General features: G+C 60.1%; 16 protein-coding genes. 11 read left to right on the forward strand and 5 right to left on the reverse strand.

Annotated features, from left to right (window positions below; genetic code table 11):
* Window positions 1-22: 22 nt before the first annotated feature.
* Together LPB19_RS02295 and LPB19_RS02300 are read right to left on the reverse strand one after the other, a co-directional pair.
* Window positions 23-289 (reverse strand): hypothetical protein, encoded by a 267-nt coding sequence (locus tag LPB19_RS02295; protein ID WP_206644499.1) that lies wholly within the window; start codon window positions 287-289, stop codon window positions 23-25.
* A gap of 99 nt (window positions 290-388) precedes the next feature.
* The gene (locus LPB19_RS02300; protein ID WP_206644501.1) at window positions 389-1,954 is read right to left on the reverse strand and encodes an inorganic phosphate transporter; all 1,566 of its coding nucleotides are present in this window, start codon (window positions 1,952-1,954) and stop codon (window positions 389-391) included.
* Between the two features lie 267 nt (window positions 1,955-2,221).
* On the opposite strand from LPB19_RS02300, the gene LPB19_RS02305 reads away from it, so the two are divergent.
* The 3 genes from LPB19_RS02305 (at window position 2,222) to LPB19_RS02315 (ending at window position 6,425) form a co-directional block, all read left to right on the forward strand.
* Window positions 2,222-3,259 (forward strand): GGDEF domain-containing protein, encoded by a 1,038-nt coding sequence (locus LPB19_RS02305; RefSeq protein ID WP_228289181.1) that lies wholly within the window; start codon window positions 2,222-2,224, stop codon window positions 3,257-3,259.
* Between the two features lie 68 nt (window positions 3,260-3,327).
* Window positions 3,328-3,777: a flavodoxin gene (locus LPB19_RS02310; protein ID WP_206644505.1), complete on the forward strand. Its 450-nt coding sequence runs from the start codon at window positions 3,328-3,330 to the stop codon at window positions 3,775-3,777.
* A 95-nt stretch (window positions 3,778-3,872) separates the two neighbouring features.
* Window positions 3,873-6,425 (forward strand): EAL domain-containing protein, encoded by a 2,553-nt coding sequence (locus LPB19_RS02315; RefSeq protein ID WP_228289182.1) that lies wholly within the window; start codon window positions 3,873-3,875, stop codon window positions 6,423-6,425.
* Between the two features lie 4 nt (window positions 6,426-6,429).
* Here LPB19_RS02315 and tesB read toward each other — a convergent pair whose 3' ends face one another.
* The 3 genes from tesB to LPB19_RS02330 form a co-directional block, all read right to left on the reverse strand.
* On the reverse strand, window positions 6,430-7,290 hold the full coding sequence (gene tesB, locus LPB19_RS02320; RefSeq protein ID WP_206644507.1) for an acyl-CoA thioesterase II: 861 nt from the start codon (window positions 7,288-7,290) through the stop codon (window positions 6,430-6,432).
* A 138-nt stretch (window positions 7,291-7,428) separates the two neighbouring features.
* Window positions 7,429-8,583 carry an NAD(P)/FAD-dependent oxidoreductase gene (locus tag LPB19_RS02325; protein WP_206644509.1) on the reverse strand — a complete coding sequence of 385 codons (1,155 nt, stop codon included), beginning with the start codon at window positions 8,581-8,583 and terminating at the stop codon, window positions 7,429-7,431.
* 19 nt (window positions 8,584-8,602) lie between these two features.
* Entirely contained in the window at window positions 8,603-8,770 is a 168-nt protein-coding gene (locus LPB19_RS02330) for a rubredoxin (RefSeq protein ID WP_008173532.1), read from the reverse strand.
* Between the two features lie 283 nt (window positions 8,771-9,053).
* On the opposite strand from LPB19_RS02330, the gene LPB19_RS02335 reads away from it, so the two are divergent.
* The 8 genes from LPB19_RS02335 to rsuA all read left to right on the forward strand — a co-directional run bounded on the left by LPB19_RS02335 (window position 9,054) and on the right by rsuA (window position 16,469).
* Complete coding sequence (locus tag LPB19_RS02335) at window positions 9,054-9,611, forward strand: hypoxanthine-guanine phosphoribosyltransferase (RefSeq protein ID WP_206644510.1); 558 nt, start codon at window positions 9,054-9,056, stop codon at window positions 9,609-9,611.
* Entirely contained in the window at window positions 9,592-10,173 is a 582-nt protein-coding gene (locus tag LPB19_RS02340) for a chorismate--pyruvate lyase family protein (protein ID WP_206644512.1), read from the forward strand. The genes LPB19_RS02335 and LPB19_RS02340 overlap by 20 nt, the downstream gene beginning before the upstream one ends.
* An 84-nt stretch (window positions 10,174-10,257) precedes the next feature.
* On the forward strand, window positions 10,258-11,145 hold the full coding sequence (gene ubiA, locus LPB19_RS02345) for a 4-hydroxybenzoate octaprenyltransferase (RefSeq protein WP_206644514.1): 888 nt from the start codon (window positions 10,258-10,260) through the stop codon (window positions 11,143-11,145).
* A gap of 74 nt (window positions 11,146-11,219) precedes the next feature.
* Window positions 11,220-11,912: a phosphate regulon transcriptional regulator PhoB gene (phoB, locus tag LPB19_RS02350; RefSeq protein ID WP_206644515.1), complete on the forward strand. Its 693-nt coding sequence runs from the start codon at window positions 11,220-11,222 to the stop codon at window positions 11,910-11,912.
* Window positions 11,913-11,962: 50 nt separating this feature from the next.
* Window positions 11,963-13,375, forward strand: coding sequence for a phosphate regulon sensor histidine kinase PhoR (phoR, locus tag LPB19_RS02355; RefSeq protein ID WP_206644517.1), 1,413 nt, complete (start codon window positions 11,963-11,965; stop codon window positions 13,373-13,375).
* A gap of 182 nt (window positions 13,376-13,557) precedes the next feature.
* Window positions 13,558-14,733: a lytic murein transglycosylase gene (locus tag LPB19_RS02360; protein ID WP_206645654.1), complete on the forward strand. Its 1,176-nt coding sequence runs from the start codon at window positions 13,558-13,560 to the stop codon at window positions 14,731-14,733.
* A gap of 6 nt (window positions 14,734-14,739) precedes the next feature.
* The gene (locus tag LPB19_RS02365; RefSeq protein ID WP_206644518.1) at window positions 14,740-15,768 is read left to right on the forward strand and encodes a metal-dependent hydrolase; all 1,029 of its coding nucleotides are present in this window, start codon (window positions 14,740-14,742) and stop codon (window positions 15,766-15,768) included.
* Window positions 15,768-16,469, forward strand: a complete 702-nt coding sequence (gene rsuA / locus LPB19_RS02370; RefSeq protein WP_206644520.1) for a 16S rRNA pseudouridine(516) synthase RsuA — start codon at window positions 15,768-15,770, stop codon at window positions 16,467-16,469. Before LPB19_RS02365 ends, rsuA begins: the two co-directional genes overlap by 1 nt.
* Window positions 16,470-16,476: the final 7 nt, after the last annotated feature.

Genomic DNA, 16,476 nt, shown 5'->3' on the forward strand with positions numbered 1-16,476 from the left:
CCAAGAGGCAGTGGAGGCACCCTCAGTAGAGCGCCTCTTCGTCTTCCAGAACATCGTGGATGATATCGAGGAACATGCGATCCGCGTCACTCCACTGCTCGGGGATACGGATCGTGGTGTTGGCACTGATTTCGCGCGCGATCAGCTCCTTGGCGTTGGGCTCACTCCGGTACTTGCGGGCGATTTCCATTGATTTGACGGCAATGGTCGGCTCGCTCATCACCTTCTTGATGAACACCCTCAATTCATCAATCATCCTGGCCTGCTGGCTCTCAACAGATGTACTCATACGTCACTCCACGGATACGGATGTTGCCGGGGGCATTGTCCGCCCCCGCTTTTTAGCCAGTATGGCCCAAACCGGCGGGATACCACCAGCCCTGACGGCCTAGATCATCATCCCACGAAGGGTGAAAAACAGAACCGCAGCCATCAGCGCAGAAGCCGGAACCGTGATAATCCACGCCGCCGCGATCTTCATCAGATGCGAGCGCTTGACCAACTCCTCACGATAGATCTTTTTCAGGCGGCGACGCTCGGACTTGGCCAGTGGCACCTGCTTCTTCTGCTTGCGAGCCTGCTTCAACAAGTCTTCCATTTCCTCCACGGAGGCATTCCGGAAGTCATCCAGGAAGGGTTTCAGGCGTTTCTGCTCTTCCTCGTCGTGCTGCTCCATGATCTTGTGCAGCTGAGTCGCGTAGTTGGACTTGAGGTACTCCCGCAGGAAGCCCACGCCGAAAACACCACCAATCGCGATGTGCGTCGAACTGACCGGCAGGCCCAGCTGAGATGCCAGGATCACGGTCAGTGCAGCAGACAATGCGACACAGAAGGCCCGGGTCTTGTCGAGCTCGGTAATCTCGCTGCCTACGGTTTTGATCAGGCGCGGGCCAAACAGCATCAGGCCAACGGCAATACCCAGCGCACCGACCATCATGACCCACAGGGGAATAGACGCCTCGGTCACCACCCCGCCGGAGGAAAGCGCATCATTGATCGCCGCCAACGGACCAATCGCGTTGGCCACGTCGTTGGCGCCATGCGCGAAACTCAGCAGCGCGGCAGCAAAGATCAGCGGCCAGGTGAACAGCGTATTCACGCCGCTGGCGCTGTTCTCCATGGTTGCTGCCCGGCGGTTGACCAGGCCACGAACGAGGAAATACACAATGGCAGCCGCAGCGAGACCAACCAGCGCGGCCTCAAAAAAGTCCACTTTGACAACTTTCTTGACGCCCTTAACCATCAAATAGGTGCCGAACGCCCAGGCCATGACGGACACCAGCAAGGGCACAAAGGTCCGCGCTGCAGGCACGACATCCTTTCGGTACAGAACGGTTTTCTTGATCAGGAACAGGAAGACAGCCGCCAGGGCACCACCCAGAACCGGTGAGATTACCCAGCTGGCCGCAATCTTACCCATGACGCCCCAGTCCGCAATCGTCCATCCGCCTGCGGCGATGCCAGCGCCGAGAACACCACCCACGATCGAGTGCGTGGTCGACACCGGGGCCCCCATCCAGGTGGCGAGGTTGAGCCACAGAGCGCCGGCCAGCAACGCCGCCGTCATGACCCAGACAAAGGCTTGCCCCTGCCCCAGGCTCGACGGATCAATAATGCCGCCCTTAATGGTGGAGACCACATCGCCACCAGCGATCAACGCCCCGGACGCCTCAAAAATCGCGGCAATAATGACCGCGGCACCCAGGGACAGCGCGCCAGAGCCCACCGCAGGGCCGACGTTATTGGCGACATCGTTGGCGCCGATATTGATCGCCATGTAGCCGCCAATCACCGCGGCGGCCATCAACAACATGCTGTTGGGCAGATCCTTGCTGATAGCGCCTACCACCAGCCATACCCCGAGAAGGAAGAGAAAACTGATGCCCGCGCGGTAACGCTCAGTGGTGGGGCTGGTCAGCAACGTATCGACTAATCCGGCTGAAGAACGGGCCATGTGAATAATCTCTCTTTAATCGGATCAAGGTGCTCAGCGAATGAACTAAAGTCGCGCACTATAAAACCTTTGACACCGGAATGAAACGAGAAACGTAGTTCCACCTACTCTAGAACGTGTCACATTTAAGGGTATAAATTCTGGACAATCCGGCCCATACTCGGCACAAAATGCGTCAAAAGAAAAATAAGACTCTCATCGATGCCAGAATCGCTGCCTTTCAACCACAGAACCGCCTTTGAACAGGAGGAAGCGCAGGTTGCGCGCGTGTCGAATTGGCTGTCCGTGATGGGAATGCTGTTCCTGACCGGTATCGGTTCCAAGGCGTGGTTCAGCGCGCACTTCACCCATGCCTGGGTACTCTGGTCGTTTGCCGCGCTCCTCGGCGCCAATATGGCATACTTTGCCGCAACCGGTAATCGAAGCGCGCAGAAGTCGGGCATGCTGGTGATCGTCAGTGCCCTGTTTGCCTATCTGATCGTAACCGGTGGCGAGAACAATACCGGCCCTTTGTGGCTTTACGTGTTTCCTCCCTTGCTGTTCTATCTGTCGTCGCTGCGCGTAGGTACCGCCGTTCTCATCCTGTGCGCCACGATCGCGGCAATTGTTTTCGCATTTCCCGGCTTGCCAATGGTCACGGCCGAATACCACACGGATTTCAAGATCCGCTTTTTCTCCACGCTGTTTTTCGAATCGATCTTCTGCTACGTGCTGGAAGCCAGCCGACTCAAGGCCCGGAATGAACTGGTCAAGCAGGCCGACAGCCTGGAACGCGCCGCGCGGACCGATGAACTCACAGGGATTTCCAACCGGCGGGACATGCAAAGCCGGCTGCAAACCGAGTTTTCGCGATATCAGCGCACAGGGCACCACTTTTCCATCGCCCTGATCGATCTTGACCTGTTCAAGAACATTAACGACAGCGCCGGCCATGATGCCGGCGACGAGGTACTGAAGCAGTTTACCGACCTTGCGCAGTCGGTTATTCGCCAGAGCGACGTCATTGCCAGGTGGGGCGGCGAGGAATTCCTCATTCTGCTGCCCGATACCTCCCTGCTGCAGGCCCTGGCACTGGCGGAACGCCTTCGCTCCGAGGTATCGAGCCACAACTTTGAATTTCGCGATACGCCTCTGCCGGTGACCATCAGCGCCGGGGTGTGTTCCATTGCCAAGTCCGGCACGCTGGACGAGCTGCTTCGCCAGGCCGATGCCCATCTGTACAACGCCAAAGAGACCGGCCGTAACCGCATAGCGCCGCGCGTCCGCACCTACGACCACCCGCTGCCAGAGCCCATCGAAACTTGAGCACCACAGGCCTCACCATTAAGATCGTTGGCCGATAACGTCTGTTCAACGCAACAACAGGACTCTCGATGCCAACAGCCATTCGTATCCTGGTCGGCAGCGTCTATGGTGGCGCCCTGCTCACTGCCCGGGAAATCAAGAAAGACCTCGAAAGCCGCGGCCACCGTGTCACCGTGCTGGAAAACCCCGCACTGGAGGACATCACCAGTAACGACGACGCCCTGCTGGTCTGCACCTCCACCACCGGACAAGGGGAAGTCCCGGCCAACCTGCTGCCGTTCTACGTGGACTTGCGGGATCGCCTGCCGCAGCAACCCGGACGCCCGTTCGGCATGATTGTGCTTGGCGACAGCTCCTACGGTGACACCTTCTGCGGCGCCGGTGACCTGATGGAAGAGGCGCTTTATGAAACCGCCGCGCGCAAGGTGGGTGACACCTTGAAGATCGACGCTTTGGAAACCATGGAACCGGAAGCCGAAGCGCTACCCTGGGCAAGGGACTGGGCCGACAAAATCTGACACCGATGCTCTAAAATTGAGCACTAACCCATGTCCTGCTCTTGAGTGGCCCGTTCAGACCGGCGATAATTTAACCAACTGAACCATGGAAATGGGTGACCGTTATTTTCTGGCCGCGAATTCTGACAGCCTTGCTGCTGCTTTCGGTGCTGGCCCTGCCGAGTCAGGCTGCCACTGGCAAGTCGATTGATCGGGCACATCAGCTCCTGGTTCCGGCAGACGCCAAGCTCTCGCTGGACGACATTCTGTCGTCCAGCGAGTGGCAACCACTGAAGGGCAACAGCCCCAACTTTGGCTACATCGACGAGACGGTCTGGCTGCGGTTTCCCGTGCCGAAAACCGGATCGCTGAATCTGCTCGAAATCAACTACGCCCATCTGGACCAGATTCGCTTCTTCTTGCTGGCCAACGGCAAGGTTGTTGACCGCATCACGGCCGGCGACCGCTTTCCGTTTTCCCAGCGCCCTATCCTGCACCGGAATTTCCTGTTTCCCTTCGAAAGAACCGAGCAGGCGGATTACGAAATCCTGCTGCAAATTCGCAGCAGCGGCGCCATCCAGGTCCCCCTGACGTTCTGGAACGACAAGACCTTTTTCGAAGAGGCATTTGTCGAAGATCAGGTGCACGCCATCTATTACGGCATCCTGATTACCGTCATCTTCTTTAACCTGTTCGTGTTTGTTGCGCTCCGGGAACGGGTCCACCTGCTGTACTCCCTGTCGACGCTCGGCTACCTGCTGCTGATCGGAACCCTCAATGGCATAACGTTTCAGGTACTCTGGCCGGAAGGGCCCGGGGTGCAGAACCGCGCCATGTTGCTGAGCATTCCCGGCGCCTTGCTGTTCACGCTCTGGTTTGCCCGCGATTACCTGCACATCGGCGCCACCAGCCGGGCGCTGGAGCGCACCGTGGATGCAGCCATCGCCATCAATGCGCTGGCCGGACTGGCCACGTTCGTTCTGGATTACAGCACCGCCATTCAAATGGTGGTGATTCTGTCCATTCCGAGCAGTCTACTGCTGACGATTGTTGGCCCACAGCAATGGTTGCGCGGCAATCGCCAAGGGGTTTACTACACCCTGGCCTGGGGCCTGCTCACTCTGGGCAGCGCGATTACTGCGGCCAATAAGCTCGGATTCCTGCCGAACAATTTCCTGACGCTGTACGCCATGCAGATCGGTTCGGCCCTGCAGGCCATCCTGCTGGCCATGGCCATGGCCATCAAACTGCTGCAGGAACGCCAGGATAAGATTGAAGCGAGGGACGCGGAACTTCGGGCCATGGCCGCCCGCCGCGATGCCGAACTCAAACTGATGGACCACGCCCTGCACAACCCACTGACCGGACTCCCCAACCTGGCCAGCTTCGAAATGGCCTTGAACGACTTGATGCTTCGGCAACCAAACCATCGGCACGGCGTCGCCGTTGTCCAGCTGAACAATCTGGACGCGGTCACCAAGACACTGGGCCACAACAACAGTGAGGAGATCCTCACGCTGGTGTCCCGTCAGTTCAATGACATTATCAACCGCCTTCCTGGCGTGGTCACCGTCGAACAGGGCGAGCATCGCTCCAACCTCCTCGCGTCGCTCGATCCCAAGAGCTTCGCGTTTCTGGTCGACGCCGATGCTGCCGAAGCCAGGCCAGACGAGGTCGTCAGGGCGCTGGATGAACTGCGCGCTCCGGTCGATTTTCTGGGCATGCAGGTGCCACTGGATGCCCGTCTGGGTGTTGCCATTTACCCGGAGCACGGGCGCGACCCGAGCACCCTGATTCGCCGCGCAGTCATCGCCGAGGGCTCAGAGCGCGCCGCCGAGCGAGGCATGGCCTATTACAAACCGGTCCGGGACTCGTTCAGCGCCGATCGCCTGACCATGGTATCCGAGCTGCGCCAGGCGCTTCAGGAACACCGGCTTGAGCTGCACCTGCAACCCAAACTGTCACTGACCACCAATCAGGTGGAGGGGCTGGAAGCGCTGATTCGCTGGCCGGAAAAACAGGAACAGATCCGGCCGGATGAAATCATCGTGCTGGCCGAGCAAACCGGGCTGATCAAGCCGCTGACCCGCTGGGCGCTGGAGCAATCCCTCGACATGTGCAAACGGTTGAATGAACAGGGCTGGCCTCTGGGAATCTCGGTAAACATTTCCCCCAACAATCTGCTGGAGCCCGATTTTCCGGAGTTTGTCGAGCAGCTGATGGGCAAGCAGGAACAGCAGCGCGGCCAGCTCACCCTTGAGATCACCGAAACCTCCATGATGCGGGACCCCACCAGCTCGCTCGCCGCCTTGCGCCTGCTGGACGAGTCCGGCAATCCGGTGTCCATCGATGACTTCGGCAGCGGCTACTCCTCGCTGTCCTACATCAAGCAGCTGCCGGCCAGCGAAATCAAGATTGACCGATCCCTGATCTCCGATCTGCCCAGCCAACCGGATGATCGGGTGATCGTGCAAACCACCATCAATATGTGCCACGACCTCGGCTACCGGGTGGTTGCTGAGGGCGTGGAAGATCAGGCCACGGCAAAATTACTCAAAGGCATGGGGTGCGATATGATCCAGGGCTATCTGGTTGCCCCGCCGCTGTCGCTCGACGACACCTTGTCCTGGCTGGACCGGTTCGCCGGGCAGCAGCGCAAACTGGGCTGAACACTCAGCACTTTCGCTGACGAATCAGTGCTTCCTGGGCAGTCGACGCCACCAGCACACCGCTGCGGTTATAGAAGTTACCGCGATTGAGCCCGCGCCCGGCCGAGGCGCTTGGACTGTCCTTGTCATACAACAGCCAGTCATCCATACGGAAATCGCGATGGAACCAGATCGCGTGATCAAGACTGGCCACCTGCATATTGCGGCTCATGAACGTTTTGCCATGGGGACGAAGCGACGTACCCAGCAGCTGAAAATCCGACGCGTAGGTCAGCAGGCAGCGATGCAGAACCGGATCATCAGGCAGCGGGCCCTGGGCGCGAAACCAGCTTTGTTTGTACGGCGGGCGCGGTTCCGGGTTGAAGGGATCCACCGGGTTCACCGGGCGGATTTCGATCGGGCGATCCCGGGTAGCGGTCTCACGCATGTGCTCCGGCAGTTTTGGCGCCAGCAAGCGCCCCATCTCCTGCTCGGACTTGAGCGTTTCGGGCTCGGGCGCCTCGGGCATATCCAGCTGGTGGTCGAAACCCTGTTCGTCCACCTGGAACGACATGGACCCGGTCAGAATTTCCTTGCCATCCTGGCGGGCAATCACCCGGCGCACGGAAAAACTGCCGCCATCGCGCACGCGCTGAACCTCGTAATCGATCGGCATGCTGTGATTACCGGGGCGCAGGAAGTAGGCATGCAGGGAGTGGCAGAGGCGATCTTCGACGGTGCGGCTGGCGGCCATCAATGCCTGCCCCAGGACCTGCCCACCAAACACGTTTGGAAAGCCCAGATCCTCACTGTCGCCCTGGAAATGGTCATCTCCGATGGGCGCCAGATCTAGCAGATCCAACAGTTTTTTCGTCACCTCAAGCATGTTCGCTCCCGCTCAATTCGTTAGCACACGAAGTACTTTTCTAACCCATGCCCCCGAATTTCGCAACGGCCGAACCAAAATTGGCAGCCGACCTGTGCGCCGGCTGCCAACCCTAAGAACAGAGGTAATCCGGGGAAATCAGCCGTGAATCGGCGGCATTTCCTTGGCCAGCGCCTGCTTCTCGACCGCATAACTGCCGGTGACCGCAAAACCGAGCAACTGGCCTTCCGGGCTACGGAATAGCGCTTTCACATTGCTGCCGTCCTGTTCCACGTCCCATTCACCGCGCGCGCCCATGGGTGGCGGCGACACCGCCGTCGGGCAACACGGGGTTTTCACCATAACCGGCATCACGCCGTACTGAACCTCGGTCCACGTTCCGGTCAGGGTTTTGGCCAAGGCCCGGGCGCACGCCATCAGCGGCAGGACATACAGCAACACGTGACCATCAACCTCGGCACAATCCCCCAGGGCGTAGACATCCGGGGCGGACGTTTCCAGTGCCCGATTCACCCGAATACCCCGCGCCACGTCAATCCCTGCAGCCTGAGCCAGTTCGACCCGCGGGCGCAGGCCCACGGCAGAAATCACCAGATCCGCCTGCAGGGTTTCACCATTGGCCAAAGCCAGCCGTACCCCGTCATCGTCGCGGTCGATCCGGGTGACTTCGGTGCCCAGATGGAAGCGCACGCCGAGCTTTTCAAGCTCGCCCTGTACCGCAGTGGCAGCCGCGTCCGGCAACAAGCCAGGCATCACTGCCTCGGATGGAGCAATGACGTCCACCTCGTAGTCGCCGTTGCGCAAGTCGTTGGCGAACTCGCAACCAATCAAGCCGGCGCCCATCACCGCCACACGCTTGCCCTCCGCAAGGGCATCGCGGAACGCCCGGTAATCCATCAGGTCATTGATGGAAAATACGTGCTCCAGGCCGTCACCGGCCAGCGACAGCCGAATGACATCCGCGCCCCACGCCAGAACCAGGCGGGAGTAGGTCAGACGCTCATCCCCCAGCACCAGTTCTTTGGCCTCGGTGTCGATACCGGTCACGGTGGCGAAGGTTCGCACCTGCACATTCAACTGTTCCGACATGGCCTCGGTAGACGCCTGCGCCAGACCGTCGGCGTCTTTGGCTTTGGTAAAGCCCGTCGAAAGCATGGGCTTGGAATAGCTGACACCATCGTCGGCCGTAACCATGACAATGGGCGTCTCTTTGTCGACCTTGCGCAATTCCCGAGCCAGCGAATAGCCCGACAGCCCGGTGCCAACAATAATGATGGGGGCCTGATCAGTCATAACGGGTACTCCATGGCGATTAGCCGATTTCAATCATTTCGAAGTCTTCCTTGCCGACACCGCAATCGGGGCAAACCCAGTCTTCTGGTACGTCTTCCCATTTAGTGCCCGGCTCGATGCCGTCTTCCGGCCAACCTTCGGCTTCGTCGTAAATCAACCCGCACACCACACACTGCCACTTTTTCATACATCGTCTCCTGCTGACCTTGGCGCGCCATGGTAATTGTCGAACAATATGGCACGCAAGGGTTTCATTCCGGATTTCAGGCCTGTACCACAGAACCGGCCAACCTATCACGCCGCAGTCATCATACCCATCCCCCGCACATTGACCAATGCCACCAAAGACGGCCGCTTGCAGGAACGTCTGCCAATAGCCATAAATACAGACACGGTTCAACGGCAAAGGCCCTCCCTTCCCCCGAACCACTTCGGTATAATCGACCGTTTTCTGACAGGATCCGACCGCTATGACTGATACCGTCGCCGAAATGAACCAGGTAATGGCCGAAGCTGACTGTCTGGTGAATGAACAGCAGGTACAGACAGCTATCCAATCCATGGCCGAGGACATCTCCGGCCGACTGAAAGACAGCGACCCGCTCCTGTTCTGCGTGATGAACGGCGGACTTATTCTGACCGGACAACTGCTCCCGCTGCTGAAGTTCCCGGTGCAGGCCGAGTATCTGCACGCAACGCGGTACCGGCAGGAAACCACCGGCGGCATTCTGGAATGGAAGCTACGCCCCGAAGCCGACATGCGCGATCGCACGATCCTGATCGTGGACGACATCCTCGATGAGGGCACCACCCTGTGTGCTATTGCCGATTACTGCCTCGCCCACGGCGCCCGGGAAGTCCTGACGGCGGTTTTGGTGGACAAACAGCATGACCGAAAGGCGAGACCGAACCTGAAGGCCGACTTTACCGGCCTGGAAGTCGAGGATCGCTTTCTGTTCGGCTTTGGCATGGACTACAAGGGCTATTGGCGCAACGCGCCGGGAATTTATGCCGTCAAAGGACTTTGACCACCCCACAAATCTGTCTGCGGCTGATCGCCCTCAAACAGACCTGATCATCCCGGCGACGGACTGGTACGACTCCCTCGCCGCCGCCGGGCTGCGCAATCCGGACGTACACGGTCCGGCCCGCCACTGGCTGCAGGTCGAAGGCTCGTTCACCCGCGCCCTGCAAAGCCAGTGCGCCCGGTCATTCCATGTCGAAGTCCAGCATGAAGGCTTTGCCGTCCCCACCCTGGAGGAAGCCCGGCACCTGAACATCCCGAGCCGGCAACGGGCCTGGATTCGGGAAGTCCGGCTATGCGGCGACGGGACACCCTGGGTACTGGCACGCACCGTGATTCCGCTCAGTTGCCTTGCGGGCCGCGGACGCCGGCTGCGGCATCTGGGCAACCGCCCCCTCGGCGCCTACCTGTTCAGCAGCCCCGACTGGCAACGGGGGCCACTGGAAACCGGCCTGTGTAGCCGCATCGCACCCGGCCAGCCGGAAATCGCCCGGCGTTCGGTGTTCCGGCACAATGACCGCAAGTTGCTGGTCGGCGAGTACCTGCTTCCCGTTCTGTATCGCTGACCCAGCCTTTCATCAGCCTCCGGCCACTGTATAATCAGGCCTCACTCGTCGTTTCATCCGCAATCTCCAACGGATCAACCACCTATGCTTCAGAACGCCCTGCCTGCCCATGTGCATCAACGTCTCGCAGACTATGCCAGACTGCTGCGTATCGACCGGCCTATTGGCACCCTGCTGCTGCTCTGGCCAACCTACTGGGCGCTGTGGCTGGCCGCCGATGGATTTCCCGCCGTTGGCAACCTGATCGTGTTTACCCTGGGTGTGTTTTTCATGCGCGCGGCGGGCTGCGCCATCAATGATTACGCCGACCGGGACTGGGACCGGCACGTCCAGCGAACCAAAGACCGCCCGCTCACCGCAGGACGGATCGAGCCCTGGGAGGCCGTCGCCCTGTTCGCCGGGCTATGCCTGATTGCGTTCCTGATGGTGGTGTTGTTCACCAACAGCCTGACCCTGTATCTATCCTTTGGCGGTGCACTGCTGGCGTTCATCTACCCCTTCATGAAACGCTACACCCATCTGCCCCAGCTCTTTCTCGGCGCCGCGTTCTCCTGGGCCATTCCGATGGCCTGGGCGGCGGAAGCCAATGAACTCAGCCAGCTGACCTGGCTGTTGTTCACCGCCAACGTGCTGTGGACCGTCGCCTATGACACCTACTACGCCATGGTGGACCGCGACGACGATCTGAAGGTGGGCATCAAGTCCACGGCGATTCTGTTTGGCGAAGCCGATCGGACCATCATCGCCACGCTGCAGACCATGGTGGTTATCATTCTGCTGATGGTTGGCCCGCGCGCAGAACTCGGCTTCTTCTACTATCTTGGAGTGGCCGGTATGGCCGCCCTGTTTGGCTATCAGCTGTTCATTACCCGCGACCGGTCCCGGACAGGCTGCTTCAAGGCGTTTCTGAATAATAACTGGGCCGGACTGGCCGTGTTTGCCGGGTTAGCGATCGACCGGCTACTGAGCTAAACCTGTCATATACTTGTCACACTTGAACGTTGTAATAGGCTGGCAACATTCAAGGACTGATACAGGTTAGGTTTATGTCTGAAAAAACCGTGCTGATCGTCGATGACGAAGCCGCGATTCGGGAAATGATTGCAGTGGCCCTGGAAATGGCCGATTACAATTACCTGGAGGCGGCCGATGCCCGCGAGGCCCACGCGCTGATCGTTGATCGGAATCCGGACCTCATCTTGCTCGACTGGATGCTCCCAGGCGCCAGCGGCGTCGAACTGGTTCGCCGACTGAAAAAGGACGAGGCCACCGCCGACATTCCCATTGTCATGCTCACCGCCAAGGTGGAAGAAGACAACAAGATCCAGGGCCTGGAAGTGGGTGCCGATGACTACATCACCAAGCCGTTCAGCCCGCGGGAACTGGTGGCACGCCTGAAGGCCGTGCTGCGCCGAACCACGCCGCCGGGGATCGACTCCCCGATCGAAATCGAGGGCCTGACCCTGGACCCCATAGGCCACCGGGTATCCACACAGGACGGCACGCTGAGTATGGGACCAACCGAATACCGGTTGTTGCAGTTTTTCATGACCCATCCGGAACGGGTCTACACCCGATCGCAATTATTGGATCAGGTCTGGGGTGGAAACGTCTATGTCGAAGAGCGCACCGTAGATGTACACATCCGCCGACTTCGCAAGGCACTGGGTGACCAGTACGATCACCTGATCCAGACTGTCCGGGGAGCCGGGTACCGGTTTTCGACCCAGACCGCCTAAGCAGGAGACCTGCCCGACAGTGGGTCGCATACAGAACAAGGCAGTGCTCGATGCAGAACAACTGGTCACACCATCTCCATCAGCTTCTTGGCGCCCTGGCCGGCTGCCTGCTGATCGGATTCTTGATTGGCTACCCCCTGCCCGCATTGACCGTGGGCCTGATTGGTTATCTGACCTGGAGCATGGTGCAGTCCCGCCGGCTGTACCAATGGCTGAGCAACCCGGACGTTGACCGCACTCCCCCCCAGAGCGTTGGACTCTGGGGCGACCTGTTTGACAACCTGCATAAACTGCACCTGAAGAACCGCAAAACCGAGGAAAAACTGCGCACCCAGATCAACCGGGTCCGGGAATCCACCAACGCCATGCGCGACGGTGTCATCATGACCGACAGTGAGGGCACCATTGAGTGGTGGAACGGGGCCGCCGAGCGGCTGCTGGGATTCCGGGAAAAGACGGACCTCGGCCAGTACATTCAAAACCTGATTCGCTCCCCGGATTTCAAGCGCTACTTTTACTCGAAGAATTACGAAGAACCGCTGGAACTGAACTCACCGGCCCGGCCCCACATTCGCCTGGAACTGCAAATCAACCTCTACGGCGATAATGACCGGATGATCGTCGCCAAGGATGTCACCCGCCTGTACCAGCTCGAGCAGATGCGCCGGGACTTCGTCAGCAATGTGTCTCACGAAATGCGCACCCCGCTCACGGTGATCAGCGGGTATCTGGAAACCCTGGAAGACAACGCCGACGACCTGCCCCCCAAGTGGCGCCGGGCGGTTCACACCATGTCCACCCAGTCATCACGCATGGAGGCCCTGATCACCGACCTGATCCTGCTGTCGAAAATTGAAATTGGCGAGCAGGCCTACGATGACCATCTGAATGACGTGACCGGCATTCTTGAAAAGATTGTCCACGACGCTCAGGCCCTCAGTGGGGAGCAAGAGCATGTCATCCAGCTCGAGATTACCGACCATCGCTGGCTGCGTGGTGACGAAGGCCAGTTGCGAAGCGCGTTTTCCAACCTGATTTTCAACGCCGTCAAGTACACCCCCGCCGGTGGCACGATCACCGTGACCTGGAGTGCCGATTCCGCAGGCGGCCAGCTGTCTGTGAAAGACAACGGCATCGGCATTGACCCGATCCACATTCCCCGCCTGACCGAACGCTTCTATCGCGCCGACCCCAGTCGACATCAGGACACCGGTGGCACCGGGCTGGGCCTGGCCATCGTGAAACACGTGCTGCTGAACCATGACGGCAAACTGGACATCCGCAGCCGGATGGGCCAAGGCAGCGAGTTTATCTGTCATTTTCCGGCCAACCGACTGGTACAGCGCAAACCCGAGGCACTGACGCCCAACGGCAACAGTTTCGAGAACGGCGATCCGGGCGCTTCGCCGAACAATAACGCCCGGCCGGGCGCCACGCCGGACAAGGTGGAACCCAGAGGTTAAACAATTGTCACCTCGATAAGTCGCCAACGGTATTTCCGTCGTAAAAAAACGCGCTACCATGGGCTCCAAAGCTTACAAACCAGTTACCCAAACAGAGGTTTCGCGTGCCTAGCCCATCCCCATGGATTTTGCCATGCCAGCGTTTCATCCGAGGCTTGCCCTTGATCACTGCCCTCGCGTCTATGGCGCTGCCGGCGCAAGCCGCTGACAGTCCCCAACCGCCATCAGCGGAAACCTTCAACACCTGCAAGGCGCAGTTGCAGGATCAGGCCATCCAATCCGGTGTCAGCAAGGAGACCGCCAGCCAGGTCATGGCCAAGGTTGAGTACCTTGACCGCGTCATTGAGCTGGATCGCCGTCAGCCCGAGTTCACCACCACCTTCGCCGACTACCTGAATCGGCGCGTGAACGACGACCGGGTCAGCAAGGGCCGGGAACTGTTGCGTGAACACAGCGAACTGCTGGCCCGCGTCACCCGCGAGACCGGTGTCCCGGCCCCGTACTTGGTCGCCTTCTGGGGCCTGGAAACCAACTTTGGCAGTTACTTCGGCAAGATGTCGGTGCCCAGCTCCCTGACCACCCTGGCCTGTGACCCGCGGCGCAGCACCTTTTTCACCAAACAGCTGATCGCCGCGCTGCGCATTATCGACGAGGGCGCTATCCCGCTGAACCAGATGGAAGGCTCCTGGGCCGGCGCCATGGGCCATGTCCAGTTTATGCCTACCGTGTTCCTCGAACATGCGGTGGATGCCGATGGCGATGGCCGCCGGGATCTCTGGAACAGTATCCCGGATGCCATGATGTCAGCCGGCAAGTTCTTGCAGTCCATGGGCTGGGACCCGGACTATCGCTGGGGCCGGGAAGTCGTTTTGCCAGCCAACTTCGATTACGCCCTTGCCGATGGCCGGCGCCTGCCGCTGTCCGAATGGCGCGATAAAGGCATCACCGATGCATTTGGCAAGCCACTGGCAAACGCACCGATCAAGGCGGCACTGATCGTGCCCTCAGGTCACGAAGGTCCCGCCTTCCTGGCCTATAAGAATTTCCGGGTGATCATGGGCTGGAACCGTTCCGAGTTCTACGCCATCTCGGTCGGACACCTGGCCGACCGGGTCGCCGGGGCCGGCACGCTGCAGAATCCACCACCGGAGGATCTGCCCGCGCTGTCCCGAAGCGCCATCATGGCCCTGCAGGAAGCACTCAACAGCCGTGGTTTCGACAGCGGCAAACCGGACGGCATTCTCGGCTCCGGCACCCGCTCAGCGATCCGTCGTTTCCAGGCCTCCAGCGGTCTGGTGGCCGATGGCTATCCGGGCACCGCGGTGTTGCAGAAGCTGGACATAAGCACAGAACGGTAACCCTGCATGGACTCGATCACGCAAGTTGCACTGGGTGCCTCCATAGCCGGCGCGGTTGCCGGCCAGAGGCTGGGCCGCTCCGCCCTTGCGGTGGGCGCGGTTCTGGGCACCCTGCCCGACCTGGATGTGGTGATCGATTACGGCTCTGCGGTGGCCAATTTCACCCAGCACCGGGGCTTCAGCCACTCCCTCTTTGTGCTCGCTCCGCTGGCGCTCCTCCTCGCCTGGGTCCTGTGGCGCTGGAAGCCCCAGCTGAGTCTTGGCCGCTGGCTTGCGCTGACCGGGTTAGTCCTGCTGACCCATCCGCTGCTGGATTCGTTCACCACCTACGGCACCCAGCTCTTCTGGCCGTTCGGTTCCCCGGTCGCCCTGAGCAGCATTTTCATCATTGATCCGGCCTACACTCTGCCACTGCTGGCTGGCTGCCTGTTTTTCCTGATCCGGCCACCGGCACGCACCGCGCTAACGGTGGGCTTGATGCTGTCCACGCTGTACCTGGGCTGGACGGTAGCGGCCAAGCAGATCGTCACGGAGCGGGTCGCTCCCGCCCTGGCAGCGGCAGGTCTTGAGCAGCCAGAGCTGCTGGTTCAACCCATGCCGTTCAACACCATACTGTGGCGGGCCACCGCCATCACAGACACCGAACAGGTGGAGATCGTGACCGGATTCCTCGACGGCAACCGGCCCCTGCACCTGGAAACCTTCCATCGTGACCCGGCCCTGGCGCAAAGCGTGGAGGAGCTGCCCGAGACCGAACGGCTGGAATGGTTCACCAACGGCTTTCTGTCCTACCAGCGACAGGCACACCAGATAACAGCCACCGATATCCGGCTCGGTCTCCCGGGTGCCCATCCGTTTACCTTTATTCTGGCCGAGGGCGAGGGCGACCAGCTGGTCCCCGTCACCAGCACCCGCACGCCACGCCCGTCAGTCAGGCCGGAAATGCTGGGCACGCTGTGGTCACGACTGACCGGAGAAGCACCTATGCTCTGCCTTGCCAGCCTCACCATTCCCGCCCCTGAGCAAACCTGCTGATGACGACAACGCGGCTGGACCAGTTTATTTCGCTGAGCACACCGCTCTCACGCAAGGAGGCCAGACGAGCCATCCATGCCAGCCGGGTGCGGGTAGACGGAGAGATCTGCAAGGCGACGAACACCAAAGTCCCCGATACGGCCCAGGTCACCCTCGACGGTCAGGCCTGCATCATCCCGGGGCCGCAATACCTGATGCTGAACAAGCCCGTCGGCGTAGTAAGCGCGACGCGGGACAACGAACACCCAACCGCACTGGACCTTCTGCCCCCGGAACTGACCCGGGACCTGCACATTGCCGGCCGTCTGGATATCGATACCACGGGCCTGTTGTTACTGACCACCGACGGGCAATGGTCACACCGCATCACCTCACCACGGGTTGAGTGCCGGAAGACCTACCGGGTCGTCCTGAGCGACCCCATCACCGAATCGGCACAGAGCGCCCTCGAGACCGGGATGGAACTGCGCAACGAGGCGAAACCGATCCGCCCGGCGGAAGTCCGGATTCTTGAGCCACGGGTAATCGAGCTGACTATTTCGGAAGGGCGCTACCACCAGGTCAAACGCATGGTGGCAGCGGTAGGCAATCATGTGGAGGCGTTACACCGGAGTCAGATCGGGGACATCTGCCTCGATCCAGCGTTAGAGCCGGGTGAGTTCCGGCCCCTGACCCAGGCAGAAATCGACAGCGTAAACTGAGCCCGGC

It is taken from the genome of Marinobacter salinisoli (assembly GCF_017301335.1).
GTDB classification, from domain to species: domain Bacteria; phylum Pseudomonadota; class Gammaproteobacteria; order Pseudomonadales; family Oleiphilaceae; genus Marinobacter; species Marinobacter salinisoli.